This window comes from Flavobacterium ammoniigenes, from assembly GCF_020886055.1.
In the GTDB taxonomy this organism is placed as follows: Bacteria; Bacteroidota; Bacteroidia; order Flavobacteriales; family Flavobacteriaceae; genus Flavobacterium; species Flavobacterium ammoniigenes.
Map to the genome: position 1 here is coordinate 1,301,751 of NZ_AP025184.1, position 20,328 is coordinate 1,322,078.

Below are 20,328 nucleotides of genomic sequence, written 5' to 3' on the forward strand. Positions count from 1 at the left end.
TTATCCTTTGATGACGAATTTTCCTTTTTCGGCATCAAAACTAATATGTTCGTCCTGAAATAAGGTATTGAAACTTCCTTTCATAATTAAATTACATGGTTGGTCTTGTACCACTGATTCGGGAGTCATTAGTATCATTTCGTCACTCAATTGAATGGCCATATCAATATCGTGTGTAGAAAACAAAATCGATTTTCCAGTTTCTTGGGTTAGTTTTTTTAAAAGTTTGAAAAGGGTAACTTTGTGCAATAAATCCAAGTGAGTTGTGGGTTCATCCAGAATAATTAGTGGGGTATCTTGTGCCAATGCACGTGCAATAAGTACGATCTGTAATTGCCCATCACTAATTTCAAAATGACGTTTATCGGCCAAATGACTAATTTGTGTCAGCTCCATTGCTTCATTTACTTTTGCAATATCCTCAGTTGAAAGTTTTCCAATCCAATTCGTATACGGTTGTCTTCCTAATGCAATGAGTTCAAATACTGTTAGGTTACTTGGTGGTAATGTATCAGTCAGTACTACACTTAAATGTTGTGCTAAAGTCAAATTATCTAAGGAATGAATGGCCTTGTTTTCTAAAAAAACGGTACCAGAAAGTGGTGATTGAATTCCAATTAAAGTGCGTAAAAGCGTTGATTTTCCAATTCCATTGGCACCAATTAAAGCTGTTAGTTTTCCTTTTTCTAATGAAACAGAAACTTGAGAAGCAACAGTGGTACTTTTCTTTTTATTGGTGTACCCAATGCTAATGTCTTTGGTATGTAAAATAATAGTGGGCTCCATTAATTCATCAATTTACGTTTGCGAATAAGTAACCAAATTACAATTGGAGCACCTAAAATAGAAGTAATGGCATTGATTGGAATCACAATTGCTGAATTAGGTAACTGCGAAATACTATCACAAACTAACATAATCATAGCACCAAATAATAGGGTGCCCCAAAATAAAATCAGGTGATTACTGGTTTGAAAAACTAATTTAGCGATATGTGGAACCGCCAAACCAACAAAGGCGATTGGCCCAGCAAAAGCAGTAATACTTCCCGCTAGAATACTAGTAGCTAAGATGATTAAAAATCGAGCTTTGGTATAATTCAATCCTAAACTCTTAGCGTAATTTTCTCCTAAAAGCAAACTGTTTAACGGTTTGATACTTACCAAACTTAAGATCAATCCAACTGCAACACAAACAGACAAAATAGTAATTGATGTCCAAGATAAATTACCTAATGTTCCTAACGACCAGAAGGTGAATTTTTGTAATTGTGCCGCTGTACTAAAATAGGTTAACGTGCCAACTAAAGCATTGGTCAAACTACCAAACATTAATCCTACTATGAGAATCGCCATGGTATCTCGCAATCGTTGGGCTACAGCCAAAACCGCTAGTAAGACTAGAAAACTACCCAAACTAGAAGCCAATACAATTCCGTAAGACGAGAGAATAAATTCACTAGCAAAGGCGGGTAAAAAGGCCGATCCTAAAATCACTAAGGCTACTCCTAAACTTGCACCTGAACTGAGTCCAAGTACATAAGGTCCCGCTAGAGGATTCCGAAATAAAGTCTGCATTAAGAGTCCGCTAATGGCTAAACCCATTCCTACTAAAATGGCGACAATAGCTTTGGGTAATCGGTAATCCATTATGATATATTCCCAGGATGATTTAGTGGCACCCGAACCGAATATACTTAGGCATACTTCTTTTAATGGAATAGCAACAGCACCGATACTAATATCAAGGAGCAATAGGAAAACCAATCCTAAACTCAGGAATATAAATAGTATAGTATTTCGGTTAGTAGTATTCAAGTTAATTTAGTTTTTCAAAAAAATAAGGATGATGATTTGGGAGTAATTCTGGATGAAAAATAGCAATCAAATCTTTCAGTACCCAATCTGGGCGAGTGGCAGACCATTCAAAAAACAAAATTCCCCCTTTAGCCCCTTTGTGTAATGCGTACGAATATACTTTTTTATTTTTAAACGCCTCAAATTTGGCATAATGTGGATTGCTATTATTCATTTCTTTAATAGACGAAAAATCACCTGGGGCAATCCAAAATTCGGCTTTTTGTGCTTTTTCTAAAATAGTTTCAAAAGGCAAAGTTAAACTGCCTGTTCCTTTGGTATTGGCCCATAAATAATTGGATTGCGACTCTTTTAAAAACAAAGCCATCCAGCTTTCTCCTTGAGGAACAAACCATTGATCTTGGTACATAGCACCACTCATAACAGTTGGTTTGTATGGTGCTTTTTTGGCTAAAGCCAAAGTAGTATGGTATTCTTTTTCAATGGATGAGAAAATTGTTTTGGCTTTGGCATCCATGCCATACAAAGCACCAAAAAATTTAATCCATTCTGCTTTTCCAAGGGGAGATTGTTCGTTCCAATCGCCATTTAAAAGAACCTTTAAACCACTTTTTTGTAAATTATCTAGTGTAGGATTGCTATTGTTTAAACCAAAACTTACAATCACATCGGGCGCCATATCAATCAGAATTTCGGTATTGAGCGTTTCATTTGTTCCAACTTCTTTTACGCGTCCTGCATCGATTCGTTTTCGAGTTTTGGGTGACGAAATAAAATCGGTATTTGGGAAGCCGACCAAGGTGTTTTCCACGCCTAATAATTCTAAAGCAGGAATATGAGTGGTAGAGGTGACCACGATGGATTGAATAGGAACCGAAATGCGGGAGTACTGTTGTAAACTATCGGGAATTATGCCATTTTTTTCTTGTAAAATATAGGTAAACGGTTGTGTGGCATTGGGCCAAGGATGCGTAATTTTAAGAATAGAATAGCCTTTTCGTTTATACAATTCTAATCCTTTGGCATATTGAATTTCGTTTTTTTCTGGACTTTGGGTTGCTGATGAACGCGCATTATTTTGTTTGCAACTACTTAGGAGCAGTGCAGCAAAAAGGAAAATAAATGTAGAAATAAATGATTTCATCGCTTTGATTACAAGAATTGCAAAGGTAGGTGTAAACGGTTTTAAAAATCAAATTTAATTTTTTATCCCAAACTTAGCCTTATCTTTGTAGCTGTATTGAGGTTGCTTTTTTGTTTTTCAAAATAGTATTAAAAGGGAATTAGGTGCAATACCTAAGCTGTACCCGCAACTGTAAGCTACCAAGCTTGTTGTTATCTACAAAACCATTGTTCGGCAACGAATGAGAAGGTAAACAACAAGACGCAAGCCAGGAGACCTGCCTATTACATCGAGTATCAAACTTTCGGGAAAAAAGGTTTGGGTATGGGTAATTCTATACTTTTCTCCCTATTTATTAGTAAAGTAACAGTGCTACTGTTGCAAAATGTTGAATTAAATGAACAAGAAAAAGGTTCGTATTAGCGTATTATTAGCGCTAATATCGTCTTGTGTTTTCGCGCAAGAAAAAGAAATTATAGCTTCTCAACAGGAGCTAGACGAAGTGGTGGTATCAGATTCCAAATTTGCTTTGGCAAAAGAAAAATCGGGAAAAGTAATCACCAACATTACTGCCAAAGAGTTGCTAAATCGACCAGGACAAAGTGTAGCTACCATTTTAAACACGATTGCTGGGATTGAAATTAACGGGAATCAAAGTGCTGCTGGTAAAAACTTAGGCTATTACATTCGTGGAGGTAAAAACAGTCAAGTACTTATCTTGATTGATGGAATTCCGGTTAACGATGCCTCAGGAATTAGCATGGAATACGATTTGCGTTTGCTTCCTGTCGAACAAGTAGAAAGTATTGAGATTATGAAGGGAGCGGCAAGTACTTTGTACGGATCTGGAGCAGCAACAGGATTGATCAATATCAAACTGAAAAAATCGGGTAAAAAATCACTATCTGGGAATGCGTATTTTAATGTGGGTACCAATACCACGGCAACACAGCAGAATCAAAAAGCAGCCGATTTTAATCAAGGGTTTTCTATTAATGGAAGAACCACTAAACTAAGCTATTTTACTGCTTTAAACAGTACAGAAACAAATGGAATTTCTCAAATTGCGCCACCAAATCCAAATGTCAACTATGAAGAAGATCCTTTTTCACGTTTGAATTATATGGCTAAAGTAGGTTATTCTGTTTCGGATAAAATGACTTTAGATTTTTTCGGGAATTACGATCAAATTAAAAATGATTATGATGGAGGTTTTGATAATACTGGAACTAGCGATACCAATTTAAACAAAACAAGTTCGAAACAATTTCGTTTTGGATTTTCTCCTAAATTCAAATACAACAAAGGGGAATTCATAATAAATTCAAGTTTGAATAAACTCGTTCGTTCTTACGATGAGTTGGATACCTATTCGAATTCGGTTGGTTTTTCACAATATGAATCGAGAAGCGTGAATGTAGACGGATTTAATAAATACCAAATTAGTGATTCTTTCTATTTGGTTTCGGGTTTACAGTATCAATTTCACGATGCTAATAGTGTGACTCCTTATGGAAATATTACCAAAGAAAATACTAAGTTCAATATGATTGATCCTTATGTAACTGGAGTTTACACTTCGAGTTTAGGTTTCAATTTGAATGTAGGTGCACGATGGAATAGTCACAGTGCCTATGGCAATCAATTAGTCTACAATGTGAATCCTTCGTTTGATTTTCAAACACTTCCATTCAAAATTATCAGTTCCTACAGTACCGCTTTTGTTACCCCAAGTTTGTACCAATTGTATTCTCCTTATGGTAATTCTAGCTTGACACCTGAAAAAAATAGTACCGCCGAGTTGGGTTTTGAAACGCAATTAGGCAACAATAATATCCGATGGAATCTAGTGGGTTTTTATCGCGAACAAACTAATTTTATTGGGTTTTATTTCAATCCAGTAACTGATGCATCCAATTACGTTAATATAAATGGTTTGAATAAAGCCAAAGGAATTGAAACAGAGATTCAATTTGTTTTGAGTAATCAATTGAAATGGAATTCAAACTATACATTTACTCAAGTTGATGAAGCCTTAGATCGGTTAATTCCAAAGCACAAATTAAATTCTTCGTTAGATTATAAAGTTTCAGATCGCCTTTTTTGGAATGTGAGTTACCAATACATAGACGCTAGAAAAGATGCTTTTTTTGATGGGAATACCTATGCAACCACCCAGGTTAATTTAGGGTCCTATCAACTAGTAAATTCTCTAGCTAGGTATGAAATCATTAAAAATAGATGTTCTGTATTTGGTTCGGCACAAAATATTTTTAATGCTGATTTTATCGAGAATTTAGGCTACAGTACTTTGGGTCGCAACTTTAAATTTGGGATAACATTGAATTGGTAAATTCTATATACTTATAAAAAAGGCTTTCTAAATTTGAAAGCCTTTTTTGTATAATGTTATTTAGTCCAATGCTTTTTGGAGTCCAGCCGGAGCTTTATCTAAATACATTTGATTGCCAAATGGATTCATGGATTTAGAGTCCCTAAAGAAATTAAATTGTGTACCGGTGCTTTGTGTTGTCATTTTTCCAGTTCCTGTAATTTTGGCTATAGCCAATTTTAATAAAGGTTCATTCACGTCGCCAAGTACTCCAAAAGTACTAATGGTTTCTTTTAACTCATGAGTTGGAGTCAATCCGTTAAAGTAATCACCAAAGCCATCGGAGTTAACAATTTTCAACACGATAGGCTGCATGGCATATTTGTGTTTTGGATTTCTATTGGTTGCCGAAAAATCAGGTGAATCATATAAAGTTACTGATCCTACATTTTTCCCTGTAGTCACATCGCCAATCTGAACCACATTGATATGAGGTTTTAGACCGTTAATAACGAGTTCACTCGCCGATGCGCTACTTTTGGTTGTCAAAATATATACTTTTGACATATTCACACTATTGATAGGAGTGGATCCAATTTTATCTGTAAAGAAATTACGTAAACCATTAGGGTCATTGGTTTCAAAGTAGGAATTGATTTTGGTGTTCCATTGTTGTTTTGCAAAAACTTTTCCGGTAAACTGCCCTGTAATCATACTGGCCAAATAAGTAGCAGTTCGCACAGAACCACCACTATTATAACGTAAATCCAAAACCAAATCGGTAATGCCTTGTGTTTTAAAATCACCAAAAGCGGCATTCAGTTGAGAATCAAAATCAGCATAAAAACCGTTGTACATTAAATACCCAATCTTCTTAGCGCCAACTGTAATTACATTTTTAATTAAAATTGGATTTTCGGATAAGGTTGTTTTTGTTAATTGTACTGTTTTTCCATTGGAAGAAAAGGTAGTTCCATTATAATCTGCCATGTTTAATGTATAATTATCATTGGTTCCAAACAATAAACTTTGGTAATTTGTTGTTGTCAACGGGGTACCATTTACGGCTGTAAATATTTCGCCTCTACGTATGTCTTTAGTCGATGCATCCGAACCTGGGATAATGTAACGGACATAACCAAATACTTCAGTAGTACTGTTGGGTTTGTAACTCAAACCAAACTCTACCCCATTGTTTTTTGAGATTCCTTGTAGCGATTGTTCTAAGGTTACATAGTCATCTACCATCCAACTGAATCGATCAATAGTGGGACTCACTCGTAACGCATCAAACAAGTCTTGAGGTACTTTGTAGTTGGTTAAAAAGGCATCAAGTGCAGCTTGATTGGCAAATCGGTTGTCCGCTAAATTAGCAACGTCTGTTTGCCATAAATAATACTGATTCAATCCTTTCCAAATAAAGTTTTGAACTTCTAAATTGGCTATTGATGAGGATGAACCTACAATAGTGTCATCTTGATCCTTTTGGCATGCTTGAGCAGTTATAAGCAGCAACAATAGTAGTATAAAAAAGGGAATGAATTTTTTCATAATGCGATTTTAGAATTCGATTTTAAAAGTAAAAATACAAACTTTTATACTATATTTTCATAAAAATAGTAGCCTACTTTTTGAGAACGTTTCATTTTTAATTAATACATTTAGCACTATAAATACTTTATTAGGATAATTATGAGAAAACAATTAGTTGCTATTTTATTTATATTAATTTCCAATTCATTTTATGCCCAATCTGTTTTTGATCAATTTGATGGTATTGCGGGTGTTGATGCGATAACCATCAATAAGAAAATGTTTGATTTGATGAGTAAGGTTAAATTGGACGCTTCAGATAAAGAAACGACGCAATACATGAGTTTAATTAAGAAAATAGATAACCTTAAAGTATACCGAACACAAAATGAACGAATTTCTATTCAAATGCGTTTGACTGCTGAAAAATATGCAAAAACAGCAGGTTTATCCGAACTGCTTTCTACATTTGAAGGAGGTAAAAGAGTGAAAATACTTGCTAAACAGGGTGGGAGCGAAACCCAATTAAAGGAGTTGCTCTTGTTTGTTGAGGGAAGCAAGACAGAGGATACCGTTTTGATGTCAATTACGGGTGATTTTGATTTGAATGAAGTACCTGCTCTAACGGATAAAATGAAAATTCCAGGAAGTGCTGAGTTAAGGAAAGTGGGGAAGAATTAATTTTTTTTACTTAGGTTTTCCAAAATTAAAAACACCAATATTGGTGTTTTTTTTATTTCATGTTTTTGGACTGACTCCGTATTTACCTTAAAGTTCCGCTTTGAAAAAACAAACGCTTAAAAAATAATTTCAAGCCAGCTTGATTATTTGTTCAGCGTTTGTTTTTATTCGTGACCATGGAGGGGTTTATACCCATGTATTTATTCAAATTAATATAATACTAAAACAATCGTTATATCAACAATAACAAGGGAATCGATTTCATTAGATTTGTTTAGATTCATTTGAATACACTTTTCGTTGACTAAATGTTGACTAAGTTAGAATATTTAGCTTATATTTGAATATCAAATTCAATAAAATGGCTACCGTTAAGTATTTACTCCAAAGTTCAAGTGTTAATTCAAATATCTATGTTCGGTTTTCTATCAATAGAAAGACTGTTCTGAAAAGAAAAACTGGATTTGTAATCAATTCTACTGATTGGAATTCTGAGAGGTCTCAACCGAAAATGGGAAGAGAAGATTTAAAGAGAATCAAATCAAAATTAGATTACTTAGCGCTATTCATACAAGAGGCTTACAATACCGACATTAGTAAAGGTGTTGAGCTTAATGGTGATTGGCTTCAATATGTCATAGATCAGTTTAACAACAAAACACCAGTAGTTGAATTAGATGTATTGACAAACTATATTGAAAAATATAAAGATGAAGCACCCTTCAAAACCAATTCAAAAGGAGGTACAGGACTTAGTGCTGGAAGAATTAGTAATATTAAGTTATTCAAAAACACGATTTTAAGATATGAAAAAGAGAGTTTAAATTCTCAAAAAGTGATTATTAAAAATATAGACATCCAGTTTGCAGAAGATTTTAAAATATGGCTTTCAAAACAAGGGTATTCTATCAGTTATATTGGAAAGAATATTGCAAACCTCAATACAATGTGTAATGATGCTTTTAAAAATGGTATAGAAACTAATAAACAGATTAAGAACATCAAAGTAGTTTCTGAAAAACGTAAACCTGAAGATATTGTTTATTTGAGTACAGAAGAGCAACAGAAAATAAAAGAGACTGAATTAACCAGCACAGCTTATATTAATGCAAGGAAATGGCTTTTATTAGGCTGTTTGATTGGTCAAAGAGGTGGTGATTTACTTAGTCTTACACCTGAGAATATAAAAGAATGGCAAGGACACAAAATAATTGAGTTAGTTCAACAAAAAACGGGTAAACAAGTTGCTATTCCAGTTAGTAATAAAGCTTTAGAGTATGTCGAAAGTGATTTCCCATATAAAATATCTTTGGCTAAATTCAATGAGTATATTAAAAAGATATGTGAAAAGGCTGAAATTAATATACCTACAATCGGACTAATAAAAGAGGAGGGAAAAAAAGCAAAAGTAAAAACTATACTTCCGAAATGGAAAACTATTAGTTCTCACGTTTGCAGAAGGTCTTTCGCTACTAATTATTATACTAAAATACCAACTCCATTATTGATGAATATAACAGCTCATAGTTCTGAAAAGGTCTTTTTAGCTTACATCGGTAAAACTACTTATGATAATGCTTCTCAGATTTTAGATTATTTTAATAAATTAGATTAAATTTAGTAAAGATAAGATTGCAAATAAACTAAGAACTAAAATATGATTGTGAGTAACAGAATAGAAATTGCTGTAAATAAAGTACTTAATGGGAATATGAGCAATTTTGATTTTATTATAGAGTTTTCAGATATTAATTCTCCAGAATTAATAGATGTGTTTATATCAGAAGTAAGAAACATGTATGAAACTGCATATATGTTTCATTCTCTAGATTACGCTTATGACGGAGATGGTAACGTTGTTGATATTCTTGAAACATCAGAGCCTTATTATCCTATACATATTGAAAGCTTAAAAATGATTATAGATCATTTTGAAAAACAAATTTCTAAGGACACTCTTAATAGATCTAATACTGAAACCTATACTGATATTGAACCATCATTTAATGTTGATACAAGCGAAAAATCTGAACGGAATCCAAATCATTTTAATAGGGAATGTTATAATTTATTTCTCTACTTAGTTGAAAATTATAATAAAAGAGATAAAATTAAATTTATAAATATTTTTTACTATTTGACTTATTATGTTGATGAAAAAATCTATTTTTTTAAATTCACTCAAGAAAAGTACAAAGAATTTATATTAAATAAATTTTCCGTAGAACCTAAAAGTTTTAAAAAAAATGTATTCGATAATTCATCAGAGATGTATACTTTAAGTTCTCATGAACAAGATTTCAGAAGACAATAATCAAATTTAGCTAATTATACCTTTTTTATACCTTTCTTATACTAGTTACAGGTCTTTTTTGCCACCCAAACTCAACAATATCATTGTAATCTAATTTTAAATAGATTAACAATGAATAATCAAATTCTACTAAACGGCATTACATTACAACAGTTAGCCGATGCAATTAGTCCACTATTGCAAAAAACAAATGAATCAAATAGTAAATTCGATTCAGAAAAAGAACTTCTTACTCGTATTGAAGTTTGTGAATTACTATCAATTAACAAAACTAGTCTTTGGAAACATACTAAAAGTGGTAAGTTAAAATCTTATGGGTTTAGTAGTCGTGTTTATTACAAAAGAAGTGAAGTCTTAGGAGCAGTTAAACCTATTAACTCGTAACGGCTATGGAAACAGTATATAAACCACTCCAGCAGAAAAAATATATTTCTAAAAAAATAGAGTTAGATTTTTTCAATGATTCAAATCTAAAAACTTCTATCCAAGATAGGATTTCAAAAAATACGGAGGATGAATTTGTTACACATCTTAACAATATTAGGGGGGATAAACAGTCTGGTTCTTCATTTTCAGAGGTTACGCTTTGGGCTTTGGCTTATTTCTATAGTGAAATATTCACCGATAAAATTAAAGACAACTTCTATACACTCAATTATGTAAAGGCATTTTTGGATGGCGACAATTTAACGTCATACACCGCAATTAAGGAGCTGGATGTAGTTTACTATAAACTTAAAAAAGCACCTTATTTCAAACATTGTTGGCTTATAATTCAAAGTGCTTGGTTTTTTAATTCTGACAACTTTGGGGGACATCAGTATATTGATTATATCAATCATTTCGCTAAAACAGGACAGAAGCTCCCTATTGAATTATACAAATACGATAAAGACCATTTAGAAAAAAAGTATACAGAATTATCAGATACAACTGATTCTATGACTAGTACAAATGGTTATTCAATTGTATATAAATGGTATTATTATATCCTGTTTTTGATTTGTAAGGAATTACAATTACAGACTGCAAACTTTAAAATAGTACGTAGAGATAATCGTGAGTATAACCCTTTGACTAAATCTCCAAAGCAATTAAGGGGAATAGCCCCATTTAAAATTATTGAATGTGATATTAAAAGTGCTTTCCCAACTTTTATAGATTATGAAATAAGCTCTAATTTAAGAGATAAGGTGTATAATAATTTAATAGTTTCAAGGAGAATAACTAGAGTTGAAGCTAAAATATTATTTAGTAAATTTTGCAATAGTGGTAAATACAACTCTCAGGAAAAAACCATTGCCTTTTTTAAAGAATGTGGCTATACTGATGAACAATCAATTCAACTAGTTGAATTTACTCATGACCCCGTAAAAAAGTTCTTTTCATTTATGACAAGACATGAAAATTTAGCTATAGCTTCATTTATTCAATCTAACAATCTTTATCGAGGTGGACGACTTCACGATTCTATTATTTTTATAGATGATAAAACTAAGCCTTGCATTTTAACTATTAATAAAAATTGTGAATTTGGGTATAAAGAACTTAATCGTCCTTATATAAAAGAGACCTTTGGATATGGTACTAAACGTTTACATCCTGCCTATATAAGCAGTATTCCTAAAGGGTTAGCTTTAATCACAAGATATGAAGGCCTAAAGCCTGAAATAAAAGGAATCAAAAAATCATTTAGATTCTACGCAAATCCTTTCGAGTATATTAAAGCTAGTTTTAACTTAAATAACTACTATAAAAGCCATTTAGAGGACACTAGGGCTTATTTTTACAGCCAGTTAGATAAAATGTTCAGTACGTTGTTATATTTGAATAAGCGCCAGTTAAAAGCGCCTGAATTATATTTTATTTTAATGCACATTAGAAGCAACAGTAATTATATTTTTAATGTAAGGGCTCTATATAATCGAATAAGAAAACAGGGATGGAATAAGACTGAGGTTATAGTACAAGAAAAAGATTTTGACCAAATTGAGATAAAGCCTTTTACTAGAAGGTTAGATTATATTAAAGAACTAAATCAAGCAAGGAAAATTGTAAATACAGATTATAATTACTCAAACTTGTTCTTATTAATACAAGAACATATTTCAAATAAAGATTATAGCTATTTAGAATTAGATATAATAGGCAAAAGAAAAAATAATGAATTGCCTTATGCAATACTAAAAAAATACAATTTACTGGTAACTGGACGACAAAGAAAGCAACGAAAAGAAGTTAAAAATGACCCTCTTTATATAAGTACTATAAAGAGGGTACTAATTAAGTCAATGTCGTTACGTTATCAACAACAAAACTCATCTGCTAAAAGAAGTATTGTGCAATATGAAAAAGAACTTCAAGCATATAATCGCTTAGTTAACAATAGAGAAGTTGCAAAACAATTGCTACTAGTTGTTGGAGAGTTAGTAGAGCTTACAACTGATTTTATTATTGATAGAGATGAAGATGTTATAAATAAGTTGAAAACTGAACTATATGAAACTTTAACCAAAACACGTTGTATATCCGAAGAGGTTGGAGCTAAGTTATTTGATGAAATGTTTAGAAAGAATGAAATTCTCAAAGTTGAACCGATAATCCCTGATGATTGTGACTTTGAAACTGATATGGAGAAAAGTATTTTTAATCAAATTGATATCGAAGAGGCCTATTATAAGGGGGATGGTTTCTTTTCTGAATATTTACAATTTCATAAAGAAGTAAACTCAGATATCAACTTTATTCCTAGTTTGCCTTTAGAAACATATCGTCTTCCCGAATTAGAATTTTAGTTAACAAAAACTTCAAATTTGTATTAATATAGGGTTTGTTTTTTAGTTAAAGCAAGCCCTTTTAAAAGTTTAACACTAATTATTTTTTTGATTTTGGTAATTCAATACCAGCAAAGAACTCTTCCAAAGTAACATCAAGAAGTTTACAAATTTTGATTAACGTTTTTATTTCAAAGTTAACACCTTTTTCAAGTCTCCAATATGCAGAACGACTCATTTCAAGAGCAAATGCAATATGCTCATAATTTGAATACCCTTTTTCTTTTCTAAGCAACTTTAGTCTATTAGCAATTGCTTCATACTCGAGTTTATTAAAATTTTCAATAGATTTTTCCATAATTCAAATCTCAATAATTTACCTAATTTGAGGTACTCTATTATAAAGTGTACTATTTAATAGAATTTTATATACATTTGTACGAAATATATTCTACTCTAATTATGAAAAAAGTTGTAATATCTCTAAGTTTGGTATTTGTATTGTTATATGGATGCTCTTCAAATAACACCAACACTGACATAACGTCTATTGTACCACCCTCTAACTTAGCTGGTAGCGTTATTTCGTCTACTCAGATAAATTTAACTTGGAAAGATAACTCTACTAATGAAGTTGGTTTTAAAATAGAACGTAAAACAGATTCAGGTACATATGTATTAGTAGGGAGTGTAGGAACTAATATAATGGCTTTTAATGATGTTAATTTAACACCTAATACAAACTATACTTATAGAATTTATTCGTATAATTCCTCTGGAAATTCTCCTACATACTCTAATGAAATTAGTTTAAAAACGAGTAGTACAATCGTATTACCCAGCATTACTACAAAAGCAGTTACTAGCATAACAAGTACTACAGCATCCTGTGGAGGAATTATACAATCCGATGGTGGCTCACCAATTTTAGGCGGAGGTTTAGTTTGGAGTACATCACAAAATCCAACCTCGGATTTAGCAACTAAATATACTTTTGGGATGGCTGTACTTTCTTTTGGTACTGAAATGACTGGTCTTACACCTAATACAACATATTATGCAAGAACGTATGTTAAAAATATAATTGGTACAGCCTATGGGAATCAAGTAACATTTACTACTACTAGCTCCCCTATAATTCCAACATCTGTAACCGATATAGATGGTAATTCATACCCTACAATAGTTTTATGTGACAACAAAGTTTGGACTACTAAAAATCTTAATGTATCCAAGTACAGAAATGGAGATATAATACCACAAGTTACTTCGACTTCTAATCTAAATATTTCAACGGGAGCTTGGTGTTATTACTCGTTTTCTACACCTAATGGAACAATTTATGGGAAATTATATAATTGGGCTGCAATAATTGATTCAAGAGGTCTAGCACCACTTGGATGGCATATTCCTAGTCAAGATGAATGGACAAATATGACTAATTGTTATGGTGGTTTAGGATATGCGGGTGCAAAGCTAAAACAGATAGGTATAAATTATTGGCAAAGTCCTAATACTGGTGCTACAAATGCTAGTAGCTTCTCAGGATTGCCTGGGGGGTATTATTCTCCTAATACATTTTTTGATATAAATCAAAATGCTTACTTCTGGGCTAATACTACTTATGGTACACAGTATTCTTATTACTGGAGATTAAATTATGACAATATCAATGTTGGATATGGTCTTTTCACAAGAAACAGTTTCTTGAGTGTACGTTTAGTAAAAGATTAAAGAACAAGTATTATGTTAATCATTTTACATAAGTAAACAAGGTAGCCAACATCCCTAATCAACATTGAAACCCATTAACTATAAGTTTACAAAATAAAATTAAAACTAATTGATTATCAGTATTTTATTTTTAAATTTAACAATATGCTTCTTTTATAATTTTTTTGCATTAGGATTTTTAAAATTCAAAATACATTAATTTTATATGATTATAGAAAAAGTGAAAATTGATTTTAATTCTACATACCTAACTTTTTATAAAAAAACTAAACTAGTTATTGAACTAAAAGACTATTAATTTTACAACGTTAATATCACTCGAAAACAACTTCTCTATAAATCGCAATAGGATTCACTGCAATTTTCGGGAAACTTGGAACAAAAAAGAACTTCTCAAAATTTTCAAATGAAGAGAAAACACTTCGAAAAGCTTTATTGTAGGTCATCTCTACTGTCAATTCATCATCATTATAACCAAGAAACTCATCATTATGATCAACTCGATTATCAGTAGGTTGAGGACAAGAACTTATAATACCAAATACTGTTAATTTTATATTTGGTCTACTACCGTAGGTATAAATAAGATTTTCAAAATCACCGTTTACTAAATATTCACTTTTTAGATTGGCTAAAATTTGAAATTCAGGAAATATATCAAAAGGTAACAGCCTAAAATTTAATCTGTTTGGAGTAAATGTATCTAGAAAAATTTTTACCCTCTCTATAAAAGTTTCATCTAATAAACTAGCATCAGATACTTTTTCCATAATTTCATCGAAATTTTTTTCCATAGCTTTTAAACGGCTTAATTCTTTTGGATTTGGTGCTTTTTTTAAACCTTTCTTTAAATCGTTTATTTGCTTTTTCAAAGATATTATCTCTGTATTACTTTCAAGAACTGATGCATAAATTAATCTTTGAATATCATTGAAGTTTGACATTATCCTTTTGAATCTTTCATAATCTTCAAATGAACTCCAACCGTTTACTTTTATATACGTTGAATTAGGTAAGTCAAGAATGAAATCATTATACGATTTTCCATTATTTTCAAAACAGTCATTTAGATTTTTCAAAACATTTTTTGAAGATAATTGCTCTTCAACTTGATTCAATAATTCATGATAAAGTTCAATTTTTTCAGTATTTATTGTTTTTTCTTGATTTGATGAACCAACTTTAGCTTTAAAAAGTTTTATGTCAATTCCAGTTTCTGAATCAAAACCTCCTTCATTTTCTATTGCCCGAGTTATTTCACTTATTAATCCGCCACTTAATTGACTGTTTATCGATTTGGCTTTTTCGTAATCGAAGTATATTAATTCTTTAATTGATTTCATGTCTAAAGAGATGGTGTTAATGGCTATTGTCTAACGGTTCGCCGTTTCATGTAGTTGCGAACTTTGGAGCTTGTTATTTTCTGTTAGAGAAAAAATTTCTTGTGAAATGTTAATTTGTCACAAAATTCGCAATCTTGCTAGACGCCTATTTGCTACGGGGCTTTTTTTAGTTCTTTATATTCTTCTGGTATTTTTAGGCCTTTTTTATAGTTTTCTATATTACTATGGTTTCTGTATTTGTCCAATAGTGTTCTAAATGAAACAGCTGAAATTATAAAAATAATTAAAGAGAAAATCCCACTTATTATTATATTTGATTGTAATTCAACTATATATTCTGAAGCATTTTTGATACTCCAATTGGAAATATAGAGAATATAAGTTATACCCCCCCAAACGATTAAAATTGAAATAGTAAATTCAATCCAACTTTTTCTCCTCCAATTGAAAATTTGTTCATTTAGCCATTGATCTCTTTTTTCTTCTCTTATTTTATTTTGTTGTTCTAAAAGTTTTGCTTCTAATTGAATTACTTTAGATTCAGACTGATCTTTTAACTTTAAAACATTATCAAACCCCTCTGATTTCTTTTCAAATGTTTTCTTTGTTTTTTCTAGTTCTTCTGATCTATTTGAAATTTCCTCAAATACTTTTTCAAGTTTACGAATTCTACTTACTTCTATTCGTTTCTGTTTAGCAGCTTCTTCTTCTAATCGTTTAACAAATTGTTCTTTGTCTTTTTCTGCAAGAATATTTAGTCCTTCAATATCTTTTAGCTGTTTATTAGTAATTCTAGTTGCAACTCTTACGATATCAGTGTCACTAATCTCTTCTTTTGCATACTTGTGAATATTATCATCTAACTCTCTTAGAATTTGAGATTTTGGTAGATTTTTATTTAAAGTTAATGAAATTATAGAAGTTAGTCCTATTTCCGCTAAATCTTCACCTGCAATTTCTTTATTTATTTGAGGATTACTAAGCCACAAAATATTTAATAAATCATCAGCTTTTATTGTTTCAGGTTGAAATCCATCTTTTAAATATATATTATCTCCTTCCACTGAAGCTGAATTGTTAACAAACCAAGCATTAACTTTTTCAAACTCTTTAATGTTTTTTCCTCTTTGTTTTCTAATATATAATAATGCTGTTGCATCATGCAATGCTGAACGTTTACTTTTTCTAACTTCTTCAAATATTTTGTATTCCTCAGTAAACTTCGCCTCTTTTTTTAATTTATCAGTCTGAAATAACATGCTTATTCCATAAGTACTAGTTGTATCTTCTAATTTGTCAGCTATTCTTTCTAAATCTGTTTTTGAAATATTTCTTCTATCACAGGCATTATAAACATCTTCAGGATTAACCTTTTTTTGTAAAAAGGATTTTTCAAAAAAAGATGCTTTAGTCTCTAATAGATTTTTAGTCTCTTCAATTGTATCTTTTAGCACAGTAATTCTAAATCCTTGTTGCTTTGCTATTTTAATTAAGGTTCTACAAGTATGTGTAGATTCAGGAGTATTTAAATCTAATAAACCTACAAGAAAATTTGTATCCAATAGTAATTCAATTTCTCTTTTTACCCCATCTGGATTATATTCGATATATCCAGCAATTATGGACCCCAAATAAATATTTTTTATTCTTTCATAAATTGAAGGTATTCGTCTAAAAAAGTCAATAAATTGGGCTTCTGGTGTATAGTCTTGGCCGTTTGATGATTGTTTATTTGAAATATATTTTGATAATATAAATTTGTTTTTCTCAATAAATTTAAAAATAGAATCACTATTTGCAATTTCGAATTCTGAAGTTTCACAAAAACGTTTAAATAATTCTTCTAATTCATTTATTTCTTTTTCTTGGCTTAAAATAATATCCTCGTAATCTGTGAATGTATATTGATTAATGCTAAAAGCACCATCACTATAAATGGTGAAATGAGTAGATTCATCTGTGTTTATTTCTTTACAAATTTCATCCAATATTTTCTTTAAAACAGGTATTGGGAAATCTATATTATACAAAACATCCGTTCTGTTTTTTATTTCTAAAATACTTTTGCCCTTATAAATCCCTTCATTATTCAATATTGAAAGAGCTCTTTTAATTAAAGGAATAAAGATATCAATTGGTCCTTTGGCTAATGTTCCAGTGTTTCTAATATGTGCTAATAAACTATATGTTATTGCTCTTTCTTTTTCGTGGTTCATTTATATTATATTATTTTATTCTAAATATTTTTCTTATATACTTGTAGCTAACATCCCAATAGATGCATTGCGTCAATCTAAGATTAAAATCATGCGTACATCTATTTTGCAAATCAGCAAAATATCAATGAAATCTATTTATTAGTAACACATTATTAAGTTTAAATACCAATTAGTTTTTAATTGATTGTGATCTTGCAAAAATCTATTTATATTATAAATAAACATTACGGTTTCATTCATTCTTTTCTTACGGTTCTAATACAACATCTTTGTCTTTACTCTTTCCAATACTCACTATAAAAATTACTGGTTTGTAATAGTTGTTCGTGATTACCGTGATGGGTAATTGTTTTATCTTCTAAAACATAAATTTCATCAGCAATATTCTTCAGCGTGTTTAATCTATGTGAGATAAAGAAAATGGCACACTTGGGTTTTATCTTTTCTAACAACTCCATTGAAAATTTCTCTGTATTTCTATCCATTGCAGAGGTAGCCTCATCCAAGATTAAAAATTGAGGTTGTTTGAATAAAACACGAGCGAGTGCAATTATCTGTTTTTGGCCTCCCGAGAGGTTAATTCCTTCTTCACCTACAACAGTACCCAATCCTTGTGGTAATTGGTTAAAATAGTCTAAAAATCCATATTGAGTGATAAATTCCATTATGGTTTCGGGTGTAACAGTATCGCCCAACAGAATATTGTCAATTACAGTACCATTAAAGATGTTTATCTCTTGTGGAATAACACCAATTAGGTTTCTAAAACTCTTGAGTTCAATATCGTTAAGTTCATACTCATTGTTCACTTTAATACTCCCACTTTCAAAAGGATAAAAACGTTGTAAAATTTGTCCCAAAGTACTTTTTCCACTGCCACTTTCACCAACTATAGCCACTAACTTCCCTCTTTCAATAGTTAGATTAATATTTTTAAACATCTCTTTTCTTCCTGCAAAACGGAATGAAAGGTCTTGAACTGTGATACTTTGAATCTCAGATATAGTTTGACCACCCTCAGGTTCTTTTTCCATTGAGGCAAACTCATACATCCTGTTAAAGGCAATCTTAGCTTCGTTGATTGGTATTGAGATTAGAGCCAAATTAGCGATGGAAGGCAACAATGAACTCACAATCCCTAATATCGCCATCAGTTCTCCTAATTTAATTTCTTTATTAAAAACCTGAATCGAAGTGTAAACCAAAACACCAATTAAAAAGAAAACACTCGCCAATCCCGACTGCCAAGACAATTGAATGTTGATTTTTCCAAGGTTAAAAATCTTCTCCTGAAAAATCCCAAATACAGCCTGATTCAAATTCTTAAAAACCTCCTGTTTGTTGTCATTTTTGATAGTTGAAATCCCTTGGATGGTATTGATGTAATTACCCTCATTAAAAGCGTAACTCTGCATCACATCGGTTTGAGATTGAATGATTTTTTTGTTACTTCTGTAAATGATATAAAAGTAGATAGGTAAACTAAGAAGTGAAATTAACCCAACCTTCCAAGAATACCCAAATAAAAACACCAATGAAATAATAGATACCAAAACATCAATTACCAAACTACTTGTTAATAGTTTAATCACACTTTGTATTCTTTGTGTATCGTTTAATCGAGCAACTAATTCTCCGATCTTTCGGGTATCAAAAAAAGACTTAGGTAGGTGTAATAAAGAACTGAAAAATTGATTGTTGATTCGGTTATTGAAGTCTTTGGTTTGTTGCAATAAAAAGTATTCTCTTAGTACTGAAATACCTACCCTTGCCAATAGGAGAATGGTTAATAGTCCAATTCCTGAGACCAACTTGGTGATTTTGTGTGAAGGTAGAATGTCATCAATTAATTTCTGAGAGAATATAGACATTGACATTCCTAAACACGCAATAAACACACCCAACAAAACACTAATCCAAAGTAGTTTGTCGTCTTGTTTTATTAAATCAATAAACCATTTTCTTTTGTTGTTTTTGGAAGTAATTGATTTCTCAAATTTATCGGTTGGTTCTAAGGTCAAACAACTTTTAGATTCCCAGATTTTATCTAACTCTTCAACAGATAAAAAGTAAATTCCCTTAGCAGGGTCACCAATAAGAAATCCATTCTCCTTAGAATATTCATAACAAACGACATAATGTTGTAATTGTTTGTCAATAACCACGTGAAGTATAACAGGATGATTGTGTTCTATTAATGAAGGAATATCTGCCTCACATCCCTCTGTATTAAAACCAAGAGAATTTGCAACTTGATATAAACCCAGAAGAGTAGTTCCCTGTTGAGTAGTTCCGCTAAGTTCTCTTAGTTTTTCTATCGAGTGATTACCTTGATAGAATTTAATTATACTTAGTAAACAAGCTACACCACAATCGGACTGATCTAATTGAAGGGTATGGGTTTTTTCAATATGCTTTGGAATCATAAATTATAAAGTGAAATTCATTAAAGAGGGCA

15 protein-coding genes and 1 riboswitch are annotated in these 20,328 nt (G+C 31.3%); of the genes, 7 read left to right on the plus strand and 8 right to left on the minus strand.

The genetic code is table 11. The features are described 5' to 3' along the window. The 3 genes from LPC21_RS05960 to LPC21_RS05970 are packed head-to-tail and all read right to left on the minus strand — an operon-like array spanning position 1 to position 2,961. Positions 1-786 carry an ABC transporter ATP-binding protein gene (locus LPC21_RS05960; RefSeq protein WP_229316259.1) on the minus strand — a complete coding sequence of 262 codons (786 nt, stop codon included), beginning with the start codon at positions 784-786 and terminating at the stop codon, positions 1-3. Further along, on the minus strand, positions 786-1,817 hold the full coding sequence (locus LPC21_RS05965; RefSeq protein WP_229316260.1) for an iron ABC transporter permease: 1,032 nt from the start codon (positions 1,815-1,817) through the stop codon (positions 786-788). Before LPC21_RS05965 ends, LPC21_RS05960 begins: the two co-directional genes overlap by 1 nt. 1 nt (position 1,818) lies before the next feature. Further along, on the minus strand, positions 1,819-2,961 hold the full coding sequence (locus tag LPC21_RS05970) for an ABC transporter substrate-binding protein (protein ID WP_229316261.1): 1,143 nt from the start codon (positions 2,959-2,961) through the stop codon (positions 1,819-1,821). Positions 2,962-3,043: 82 nt separating this feature from the next. Further along, positions 3,044-3,238: riboswitch (cobalamin riboswitch) on the plus strand. 99 nt (positions 3,239-3,337) lie between these two features. Here LPC21_RS05970 and LPC21_RS05975 point away from each other — a divergent pair. Then, positions 3,338-5,293, plus strand: a complete 1,956-nt coding sequence (locus LPC21_RS05975) for a TonB-dependent receptor plug domain-containing protein (protein ID WP_229316262.1) — start codon at positions 3,338-3,340, stop codon at positions 5,291-5,293. Positions 5,294-5,353: 60 nt separating this feature from the next. Here the strand turns inward: LPC21_RS05975 and LPC21_RS05980 are convergent, their stop codons facing one another. Then, positions 5,354-6,823 (minus strand): S41 family peptidase, encoded by a 1,470-nt coding sequence (locus LPC21_RS05980; RefSeq protein WP_229316263.1) that lies wholly within the window; start codon positions 6,821-6,823, stop codon positions 5,354-5,356. A 141-nt stretch (positions 6,824-6,964) separates the two neighbouring features. On the opposite strand from LPC21_RS05980, the gene LPC21_RS05985 reads away from it, so the two are divergent. The 5 genes from LPC21_RS05985 to LPC21_RS06005 all read left to right on the plus strand — a co-directional run bounded on the left by LPC21_RS05985 (position 6,965) and on the right by LPC21_RS06005 (position 12,595). Continuing rightward, the gene (locus LPC21_RS05985) at positions 6,965-7,486 is read left to right on the plus strand and encodes a DUF4252 domain-containing protein (protein WP_229316264.1); all 522 of its coding nucleotides are present in this window, start codon (positions 6,965-6,967) and stop codon (positions 7,484-7,486) included. A 361-nt stretch (positions 7,487-7,847) separates the two neighbouring features. Continuing rightward, a complete protein-coding gene (locus tag LPC21_RS05990; protein ID WP_229316265.1) occupies positions 7,848-9,101 on the plus strand; it encodes a tyrosine-type recombinase/integrase in 1,254 nt (417 codons plus the stop codon). Positions 9,102-9,149: 48 nt separating this feature from the next. After that, positions 9,150-9,800: a hypothetical protein gene (locus LPC21_RS05995; protein ID WP_229316266.1), complete on the plus strand. Its 651-nt coding sequence runs from the start codon at positions 9,150-9,152 to the stop codon at positions 9,798-9,800. A gap of 111 nt (positions 9,801-9,911) precedes the next feature. After that, positions 9,912-10,184, plus strand: a complete 273-nt coding sequence (locus tag LPC21_RS06000; protein ID WP_229316267.1) for a helix-turn-helix domain-containing protein — start codon at positions 9,912-9,914, stop codon at positions 10,182-10,184. A 5-nt stretch (positions 10,185-10,189) separates the two neighbouring features. Next, positions 10,190-12,595 (plus strand): hypothetical protein, encoded by a 2,406-nt coding sequence (locus tag LPC21_RS06005; RefSeq protein WP_229316268.1) that lies wholly within the window; start codon positions 10,190-10,192, stop codon positions 12,593-12,595. A 79-nt stretch (positions 12,596-12,674) separates the two neighbouring features. On the opposite strand, the gene LPC21_RS06010 is transcribed toward LPC21_RS06005, so the two are convergent. After that, on the minus strand, positions 12,675-12,932 hold the full coding sequence (locus LPC21_RS06010) for a helix-turn-helix domain-containing protein (protein ID WP_229316269.1): 258 nt from the start codon (positions 12,930-12,932) through the stop codon (positions 12,675-12,677). A gap of 104 nt (positions 12,933-13,036) precedes the next feature. On the opposite strand from LPC21_RS06010, the gene LPC21_RS06015 reads away from it, so the two are divergent. After that, positions 13,037-14,308, plus strand: a complete 1,272-nt coding sequence (locus LPC21_RS06015; protein WP_229316270.1) for an FISUMP domain-containing protein — start codon at positions 13,037-13,039, stop codon at positions 14,306-14,308. A gap of 314 nt (positions 14,309-14,622) precedes the next feature. Here the strand turns inward: LPC21_RS06015 and LPC21_RS06020 are convergent, their stop codons facing one another. From LPC21_RS06020 to LPC21_RS06030, 3 genes are all read right to left on the minus strand, one after another. Continuing rightward, positions 14,623-15,651, minus strand: coding sequence for a DUF6414 family protein (locus LPC21_RS06020; RefSeq protein WP_229316271.1), 1,029 nt, complete (start codon positions 15,649-15,651; stop codon positions 14,623-14,625). 152 nt (positions 15,652-15,803) lie between these two features. Then, positions 15,804-17,867 (minus strand): hypothetical protein, encoded by a 2,064-nt coding sequence (locus LPC21_RS06025; RefSeq protein ID WP_229316272.1) that lies wholly within the window; start codon positions 17,865-17,867, stop codon positions 15,804-15,806. A gap of 278 nt (positions 17,868-18,145) precedes the next feature. Then, positions 18,146-20,296, minus strand: coding sequence for a peptidase domain-containing ABC transporter (locus LPC21_RS06030; protein WP_229316273.1), 2,151 nt, complete (start codon positions 20,294-20,296; stop codon positions 18,146-18,148). Positions 20,297-20,328: the final 32 nt, after the last annotated feature.